11 protein-coding genes and 1 tRNA gene are annotated in these 7,559 nt (G+C 71.7%); 2 read left to right on the forward strand and 10 right to left on the reverse strand.

The genetic code is table 11. The features are described 5' to 3' along the window. The 5 genes from HUV01_RS09755 to HUV01_RS09775 form a co-directional block, all read right to left on the reverse strand. The coding region (locus HUV01_RS09755) for a hypothetical protein (RefSeq protein WP_174298082.1) at positions 1-215 on the reverse strand (215 nt) is incomplete at its 3' end. A gap of 5 nt (positions 216-220) precedes the next feature. After that, complete coding sequence (locus HUV01_RS09760) at positions 221-643, reverse strand: 23S rRNA (pseudouridine(1915)-N(3))-methyltransferase RlmH (RefSeq protein WP_174298083.1); 423 nt, start codon at positions 641-643, stop codon at positions 221-223. A 39-nt stretch (positions 644-682) separates the two neighbouring features. Next, positions 683-1,078, reverse strand: coding sequence for a ribosome silencing factor (gene rsfS / locus HUV01_RS09765; RefSeq protein WP_174298092.1), 396 nt, complete (start codon positions 1,076-1,078; stop codon positions 683-685). Positions 1,079-1,143: 65 nt separating this feature from the next. Next, positions 1,144-1,827, reverse strand: coding sequence for a nicotinate-nucleotide adenylyltransferase (locus HUV01_RS09770; RefSeq protein WP_174298084.1), 684 nt, complete (start codon positions 1,825-1,827; stop codon positions 1,144-1,146). Further along, the gene (locus HUV01_RS09775; RefSeq protein WP_174298085.1) at positions 1,824-2,852 is read right to left on the reverse strand and encodes an aldo/keto reductase; all 1,029 of its coding nucleotides are present in this window, start codon (positions 2,850-2,852) and stop codon (positions 1,824-1,826) included. The genes HUV01_RS09770 and HUV01_RS09775 overlap by 4 nt, the downstream gene beginning before the upstream one ends. Before the next feature lie 170 nt (positions 2,853-3,022). Here HUV01_RS09775 and HUV01_RS09780 point away from each other — a divergent pair, with 170 nt between their 5' ends. Next, a complete protein-coding gene (locus tag HUV01_RS09780) occupies positions 3,023-3,220 on the forward strand; it encodes a hypothetical protein (protein WP_174298086.1) in 198 nt (65 codons plus the stop codon). A gap of 69 nt (positions 3,221-3,289) precedes the next feature. On the opposite strand, the gene HUV01_RS09785 is transcribed toward HUV01_RS09780, so the two are convergent. The 3 genes from HUV01_RS09785 to HUV01_RS09795 form a co-directional block, all read right to left on the reverse strand. Continuing rightward, the gene (locus tag HUV01_RS09785; RefSeq protein ID WP_174298087.1) at positions 3,290-3,958 is read right to left on the reverse strand and encodes an opacity protein; all 669 of its coding nucleotides are present in this window, start codon (positions 3,956-3,958) and stop codon (positions 3,290-3,292) included. Positions 3,959-4,305: 347 nt separating this feature from the next. Further along, positions 4,306-4,656 (reverse strand): DNA primase, encoded by a 351-nt coding sequence (locus tag HUV01_RS09790; RefSeq protein WP_174298088.1) that lies wholly within the window; start codon positions 4,654-4,656, stop codon positions 4,306-4,308. A 116-nt stretch (positions 4,657-4,772) separates the two neighbouring features. Then, a complete protein-coding gene (locus HUV01_RS09795; protein ID WP_254606539.1) occupies positions 4,773-6,005 on the reverse strand; it encodes a Bcr/CflA family efflux MFS transporter in 1,233 nt (410 codons plus the stop codon). Between the two features lie 169 nt (positions 6,006-6,174). Here HUV01_RS09795 and HUV01_RS09800 point away from each other — a divergent pair, with 169 nt between their 5' ends. Further along, complete coding sequence (locus HUV01_RS09800) at positions 6,175-7,167, forward strand: isopenicillin N synthase family dioxygenase (RefSeq protein WP_174298090.1); 993 nt, start codon at positions 6,175-6,177, stop codon at positions 7,165-7,167. A 14-nt stretch (positions 7,168-7,181) separates the two neighbouring features. Here the strand turns inward: HUV01_RS09800 and HUV01_RS09805 are convergent. After that, positions 7,182-7,258, reverse strand: a tRNA-Arg gene (locus tag HUV01_RS09805). A gap of 55 nt (positions 7,259-7,313) precedes the next feature. After that, on the reverse strand, positions 7,314-7,559 hold a 246-nt coding region (locus HUV01_RS09810; RefSeq protein WP_174298091.1), incomplete at its 5' end, for a DUF1178 family protein.

A 7,559-nucleotide genomic window follows, 5' to 3' on the forward strand; every position in this document is an offset into this window, starting at 1 on the left:
TCCGCATCGGCGGCCCGGCGCGTCTCGTCCGCCCGCGCCGTGGCCAGCACCCCGGCCGCCTTTGCGGCGACCAGCCGGCGTCGCTGATCTGCTACGGTCGGATCGGCTATGGTGAACTTCGGGGCCGGGGCGGCAGGAACGGCGAGCGCCGCGACCGCGACCAGCGCCCCTCCCACCACGACGATCGGCCCGGCCCGGCGCCACATCCTGCCCATGCGGCTCAGCCTTCGCGATGATAGGGGTGGTTGGCAAGGATGCTGGTCGCGCGCCACAGTTGCTCTGCCAGCATCGCGCGCGCCAGCAGGTGCGGCCAGGTCAGCCTGCCGAACGACAGCAGCAGGTCCGCACCCGTCCGGGCGGCGTCGTCGAACCCGTCGGCGGCGCCCAGCTCGAACCGCGCCTCGCGCACCCCGTCGTCGCGCCACCGCCCCAGCCGCCCGGCGAAGGCGACGGAGCCGAGCATCTCGCCGGTCTCGTCGAGCAGCACCCGCCGCATCCCGGCCGCCGCACCCGGCATCCGCCCGCCACGATCGGGCAGTTCGGTCGTCCGCACGGGCCAGACGATCCGCTTCAGATAGCGGTCGACCAGATCGGCCTCGGGCGACCGGCCGATCCGGCCGCGCGCGACGATGTGCAGGAGCATAGCCCCGCCCTGCGTCCGTCCGGCCCGAGCCCGTCCGGCTCAGGCGTTGCCGGGCGAGGGCTCGTTCACGGCCGCCGGCTCGGGCGCGGCGGGGGCTTCGCCGAACGACCACATCTTCTCCAGATTGTAGAAGCTGCGGACCTCGGGGCGGAACAGGTGGACGATCACGTCGCCCGCGTCGATCAGGACCCAGTCGGCGGTCGGCAGCCCCTCGATCCGGGTCGGGCGACCGGTCTCGGCCTTGATCTTCTCGGCGAGCTTGGACGCCATCGACGCCACCTGCCGCGTCGAGCGACCGCTGGCGATCACCATATGGTCGGCGATCGACGACTTGCCCGCGAGCGGGATCGAGACGGTGTCGAGCGCCTGGTCGTCGTCGAGGCTGGCGAGGACGAGGCTGTGCAGCGCCTCGACCGCCCGGTCGCCCGCCGCCAGGGCGGCGTCGGTCGAAGCGGCATCGGGCGCGCGGAAGTTGGGGATGGATGTGGGCAAGACGACTCCTAGGGTGCCGGATGGCGGAAGGACGGAACAGGCCGGCCCGAGCCGGCAAAAACCGGGTCGGCCCCAGCTGGACCTGCCCCGGCCGGATTGGACCAAGCTGGATCGGCGGCGCGGATCGCCGTGGCGGAGGTCGGGTCGGGGCGGAAGCGCAACAGCACGAGGGCCGGCAGACTCCACTGCGTCCAGTCTTTCGCCTGACGTGCGGGCCGCTGGTGGCGCCGCAGCCAGCCCGAGGCGGGCGCCGCCCGAGCCACACGTTCATAGCCCGGACGTGCGACCACCGCAATGGGAACGGCCCGCGCGATCCCGCGCCAGTCGCGCCAGCGATGGAACTGCGCCAGATTGTCCCCACCCATCAGCCAGACGAACCGGATGCGCGGATGCCGCCGGACCAGCGCACGCACCGTATCGACGGTGTAGCGGGTGCCCAGCCGCGTCTCGACGTCGCTCGCCCGGATCGGAGCCAGCCGCGCCTGGCGGCGGGCCGAGGCCAGCCGCGCGGCGAGCGGGGCCATGTCGGGAGCCCCGTCCTTCAGCGGGTTGCCCGGCGACACCAGCCACCACGCCTCGTCCAGCGCCAGCGCGCGGACCGCCGCCAGCGTGATCGCGCGGTGCCCCGCATGGGCGGGGTTGAACGATCCGCCCAGCAGGCCGACGCGATTGCCTCCCGGGCGCGGCGTCACGCCTTTTCGAGCGCCTCGTTGGGGCCGACCGCGCGGCCGGCGCCCTGCAACGCCTGCATCCAGCCGGGATATTCGGCGGGCAGCGCGCTCGCCTCGTCCAGCGTCTTCAGATCGTCCGCCGTCAGCGTCACGTCGACCGCGCCGAGGTTGTCCGTCAGCTGGTCGAGCCGCTTGGCCCCCATGATGACGCTCGTCACCGCCGGCCTGGCCAGCAGCCAGGCGAGCGCGACCTGCGGCAGCGACGCGCCATGGGCCTGCGCGATCGGCCGCATCGCCGCGATCACCTGAGCGCCGCGCGCCTCGTCGACCGGCGGGAAGGCGCGGGTGGAACGGCGGCCCTCGCCATCGCCCTTCCCCGACAGGAAGCCGCCGGCGAGCGGGCTCCACACCATCAGGCCCATCGCCGCGTCGCGCAGCATCGGCACCACGTCGCGCTCCAGGTCGCGCCCGGCGAGCGAGTAATAGGCCTGGAGCGTCTCGAACCGCGCGAGGTTCAGCCGCTCGGACACTCCCAGCGCCTTCTGGACCTGCCACGCCGCCCAGTTGGAGACGCCGACATAGCGGACATGGCCGTGGCTCACGAGGACGTCGAGCGCGCGCAGGGTCTCCTCCATCGGCGTCGCGGGATCGAAGCCGTGGATCTGATAGAGGTCGATGTAATCGGTGCCGAGGCGCTTCAGGCTCGCCTTGCACTGCTCGATGATGTGCGTGCGGCTGAGCCCGCGGTCGTTGGGGCCGTCGCCCATCTGACCCATCACCTTGGTCGCGATCACCACCGAATGACGGTCGAGCCCGAGGTTCTTGATCGCCTGGCCCGTGATCGCCTCCGACAGGCCCTGCGAATAGACGTTGGCGGTGTCGAAGAAGGTGACGCCGGCATCGGCGGCGGCCTTCACCAGCGGATCGGCCTCCTCCTGGCGGAGCCCGCCCATGTATTCGAAGAAGCCGGCGCCCCCGAACGTCATGGTCCCGAGGCAGAGTTCGGACACGAACAGGCCGGTACGACCAAGACGATTGTAGCGCATGCGGGACCTCGTGGGGGCGATGTTCGGAAGGGTCAGGTGGGGGCTGCGACGGGGGCGGACAAGCCGGACCGGCCGGACGGCGCCGGTGTCGGAGCGATCCCCGGATCGCCCTGCGCCGTTAACCCCGTCCGGCAACGACGCGGCAACCCGCGCCGGACGAGGGTCCAGAAATGCCATTGTCCCGCATCTTTCGCAGCCGGTGGTCCGCGCTGTTCTGGGCGGGCGGGATCGTGTGGACCGCCTATGACGTCGCGAGCGGCCAGCCCGACGACCATCCCGCAAGCAACCGGGGGGCGGCGCACACCGATGCGACGGGCGAGCGCGTCGACCCCGCCGGTCTGGCGGTATTGGCCAACGCGATGCGGTGAACGGAATGGGGGCGCCGCTCGCGCCGCGCCCCCATCCCCGGATCGTCCCTGGGATCGATCGTCGCGCGATCAGAAGTGCGCGAGGATGCCCGCCATCGGCCGCCACGCGTGGAAGTTGCCGAACGTGCTGACCTCGCCGCGCAGACGCAGACCCGCACGGCTCGTGAGGCCGCCCAGACCGAGGTCCTTGGGACCGGCCTCGACGCCGATGCCATATTCCATCGCGTGATAGTCGCGGCGGGTATCGGCGATGCGGTCGAAGTTCACCCACTTGTAGCCGACCCGGCCGTAGAACAGGCCGCTATCGCCGGCGCGCAGCCCGAACCGGCCGGACCCGCCATATTCCCAGTCGATGTCGCCGTCGAAGCCCTTGCTCGCCTGGCCTTCTATGCCGACGAACACCGGACCGAGCGGCAGGTTGGCGCCGACGACCCCCTCGACCAGGCCGCCGTTTAGATGGCGATGCGTGTTCACCGACCCGTCCGCGTTGCGGATGACCGGGACGCCGGCACGATATGCCCCGTGGTTGTCGAAATAATCCCATCCGCCCATCACGCCGGCATACGGCTCGAACCCGAAGAACCGGCTGCCGTCGGGCGCGGTGGCGGTCGTCGACACGGGCTGGTCGACCGCGGGAGCGGTCGCCGGATCGGCGGGCGTGGAACCGGCATCCTGGGCGAACGCAGGAGCGGCGACGAGCAGCGCGGTTGTTGCCACGGCGAGGGAGAACTGACGCATTGAGATGTACCTTGTCATGATCGGGTGCCGACTTCGCTATCGCGCCGGCTTGCCGAGGACATGTCAAACTACGCAAATTGCGGACATTTCCCGTGTTTTCATGCTGCGGTGCAAACTTCGACCCGCCTGTTGCCCGACGGACACGGTTTCTTGCGCTGCCATGAACGAAAATGGGCCATTCCGTTGGAGGGACACCGCGGTACGTCCGTGCCGTGCCGTTCGGGACCCCGATCGCCGGTCCGATCGCATCCGTCGACGGGAGCGACCGGCCGCGGTCGGACGGTGGCCGGGTAGGCACGCCGGTCGCCGGCGCCGGCCACGTCGCCGGCATGTCGCCGCCCGACCGCTCAGGCCTTGGTCGCCACGTCGTCGCGGTCGTCTAGGTCGTCGCCCTTCGCCATGTCGTCGGCGTCGAAATCCTCCTGCGCGTCGTCCTCGTCCATGTCCTCCTCGGACTGTTTGGCGTCGTCGTCCTCCTCGCCCGTCTCGTCGTCCTCCATGGAGGTCTCGTCCTCGTCGGGGTCCTCCTCGTCGTCGGTCTCGGCCCCGAGGTCGGGATCGAGGTCGGTCAGGATGGTGCCGTCGGACGGGCCGTCGCGGGTCGCCTCCAGGATCTCGGCGCGCTGCTCCTCGTCATAGCCCTCGTCGTCGAAGCCGTCGTCGCCCGTCCCACGGCTGGGTATCTGGCTGCCGCCCATGTCTCAACTCCTCGTCGGCCCGGCATGGGCCATTGGTGGTCGGCCCGGCATGGGCCATCGGAGCGCGAACGGCGCGACGGGCCTGGCGGTTCCGGCGGTCGGCGGCCGGCACCGGTTCAGCCTGCGCGGAACAGCAATCCGCGCTCCGTCACCGCCACGCAGCCGAGCGCGAACAGGCCCGCGAGCAGGAACCCCAGGTGGAGCGGCGTGGTGGTGCCCGCGTAGGACTGGCCCATGGCCGCGCCCAGCATCGTCCCGACGGTGATGGTGACGAAGCCCTGCACGCTTGATGCGGTGCCGGCGATCGCGCCCATGTCGGTCATCGCCAGCGCGGAGAAGTTCGAGTTGGCGAGCGCGAACGACGCCATCGCGACCGCCTGGAAGAGCACGAAGCCGAGCAGCGTCTCGCGTCCCGACAGGCCGGCGGCGAGCGCGGCCCCGGCGGCGAGGATCATCGCGACCAGCGCCGCCTGCGACAGGACGCGCGACCCGATCCGCAGCACGAACCGCGAGTTGAGGAGGTTCGCCGCCGCCATCGCGCCCGCGGTGACGGCGAACACGACGTTCAACAGGGGGCCGGCGCGCAACGCTCCCGTCACCATCGGCTGTACGCAGGTGATATAGCCGAACAGCGCGCCCTGGAGCGCGGTCGCGGCGAGCATGTAGCCTAGCGACCAGCGGTTCCCCAGCACCTGCCGCACGCCGCTCGCGACGCGGGGGGCGGAGAAAGGCAGGCGCCCCTCGCGCGCGAGCGTCTCGGGCAGGCGGCGCCAGTACCAGACCGTCACGATCATGGTCAGGCCGGCGATGCCGCCGAAGATCAGCCGCCACGACCCGAAGAACAGCAGCCCCTGCCCCAGCGTCGGCGCCAGCACGGGCGCGATCATGAACACCATGGAGGCAAGGCTCATCACCTTCGCCATCGGCCGGCCCGAGTAGCAGTCGCGCACCGTCGCGACCGTGACCACGCGCGTCGCCGCGACCGCGACCGCGCCGACGAAGCGCGCCGCCAGCAGCATCGCGAAGCTGTCGGCGCCGGTCGCGGCGATGCCGGCGAGGCCATAGACGCAGAGCGCCGCGAGCATCACCGGCCTGCGCCCGGCATGGTCCGACAGCGGCCCGTGGATCAGCTGGCCGACGCCCAGCCCCAGCAGATAGACCGAGATCACGAACTGGGTCGCGTTGGCGCCGCGCGCGTGGAGCTCCGCGCCGATCGCGGGCAGCGCGGGCAGCATCGCATCGACGCCCAGCGCGCCCACCGCCTGGAGCGCGGCGACGAGCGCGACGAACTCGCCCAGCGCGATCGGCGCCCGCTGGCGGGTGGGATGGAGGGGCAATGAGGGGGACATGGCCGGTCCATGGTGCATCGCGGCATCCCGGTCATCCCCTTTTGGCGGGCGCCCGGGCGTTCGGCGGACGCCGCACGGGGCTTGCAGGGGGCTTGCACGGGGCTTGCCCGGCGGCGATCAGGGCCTATCGTGCCCGCCTGCGGCATTCGCGCCGCGACGGATCCCAGCCATGCTCGACACCCCCGCCGCCGCCCGCCTCGCGGACGTGCCCACGCTCAGCCTCGCCGGCCAGGCGACGGACCCCGACGGGTTCGCGCGCGACCTTGGCGGATCGTTCGAGCGGTTCGGCTTCGCAATCGTCGCGGACCACGGCATCCCGCCCGACCTGATCGACCGCGCCTGGGCGCAGACGACGGCGCTGTTCGCGCTGCCGGAGGAGGAGAAGCGCGGCCATCATCGCGCCGGCGGCGGTGGCGCCAGGGGCTATACCCCGTTCAGGACCGAGATCGCCAAGGGCGCGAGCGTGGTCGACCTGAAGGAGTTCTGGCACGTCGGCCGCGAGCTTCCGGCCGGGCACCGCCACGCGGCGCGGATGGCGCCCAACGTCTGGCCCGATCGGCCGGCGGCGTTCCGCGAGACCTTCACCGAGATGTTCGCGGCCCTGGATACGGCCGGCGACCGGCTGCTGTCCGCGATCGCGCGCCACCTGAAGCTCGCGCCCGACTGGTTCGACCATGCCGTGGCCGACGGCAATTCGGTGCTGCGGCTGCTGCACTACCCCCCAATCCCCCCCGATGCGCAGGGCGAGCGGGCGGGCGCGCATGAGGACATCAACCTCATCACGCTGCTGCTGGGCGCGGAGGAAGCGGGGCTCGAACTGCTGGATCGCAGCGGGGGAAACGGGGCGGACCGCTGGCTGTCGATCAGGCCGCCCGAGGGCGCGCTGGTGGTCAACGTCGGCGACATGCTTCAGCGGCTGACCAACCACGTGCTGCCGTCGACCACCCACCGCGTGGTGAACCCCGCCCCCGAGCGGCGCGGCCGTTCGCGCTATTCGATGCCGTTCTTCCTCCATCCCGCGCCCGATTTCCTCATCGCGACGCTGCCCGGCTGCGTGACCGCGGACAATCCCGATCGCTATCCGACGCCGATCACCGCGCACGACTATCTGCACGAGCGGCTGGTGGAGATCGGGCTCGCGGCGCCGACCCGTCCATCCTGACGCGGCGGGAGGGATGGTGACCCCGGCGCGATTCGAACGCGCGGCCCTCAGATTAGGAATCTGATGCTCTATCCGGCTGAGCTACGGAGTCTCCGCCGCAGGCCTATCGACCGCGCTCCCCGCCGTCCAGCGACCCGCCCGAAAAATCAGTTGCTGCGCTCGGGCGGCGTGACCGGCAGCGGAAGCGGCGCGACCGGCACGCCGTCCTGCGCCAGCGACCTTGCCTCCGCGAGCGTCGCCTGGCCGTGGATCGTCGCCTGCGGCTCGGTCCCCTCGTGCATCGCGCGGGCGCGATCCGCGAACCGCTTGCCGACCCAGGTCGAGCCTTCCAGCGCCTTGGCCTGCGCGGCGGCGAGACCGGCGAGCGCCGCCTTGACCTGGCCCGGCTCCGG

Source organism: Sphingomonas bacterium (genome assembly GCF_903643035.1).
Taxonomy (GTDB): Bacteria; Pseudomonadota; Alphaproteobacteria; order Sphingomonadales; family Sphingomonadaceae; genus Sphingomonas.

Coding starts and splice junctions, on each gene's coding strand:
- HUV01_RS09780 (WP_174298086.1), top strand. CDS start 3,023: ATGCCATTGTCCCGCATCTTTCGCAGCCGGTGGTCCGCGCTGTTCTGG.
- HUV01_RS09800 (WP_174298090.1), top strand. CDS start 6,175: ATGCTCGACACCCCCGCCGCCGCCCGCCTCGCGGACGTGCCCACGCTC.
- HUV01_RS09775 (WP_174298085.1), bottom strand. CDS start 2,852: ATGCGCTACAATCGTCTTGGTCGTACCGGCCTGTTCGTGTCCGAACTC.
- HUV01_RS09785 (WP_174298087.1), bottom strand. CDS start 3,958: ATGCGTCAGTTCTCCCTCGCCGTGGCAACAACCGCGCTGCTCGTCGCC.
- HUV01_RS09790 (WP_174298088.1), bottom strand. CDS start 4,656: ATGGGCGGCAGCCAGATACCCAGCCGTGGGACGGGCGACGACGGCTTC.
- HUV01_RS09795 (WP_254606539.1), bottom strand. CDS start 6,005: ATGTCCCCCTCATTGCCCCTCCATCCCACCCGCCAGCGGGCGCCGATC.
- HUV01_RS09760 (WP_174298083.1), bottom strand. CDS start 643: ATGCTCCTGCACATCGTCGCGCGCGGCCGGATCGGCCGGTCGCCCGAG.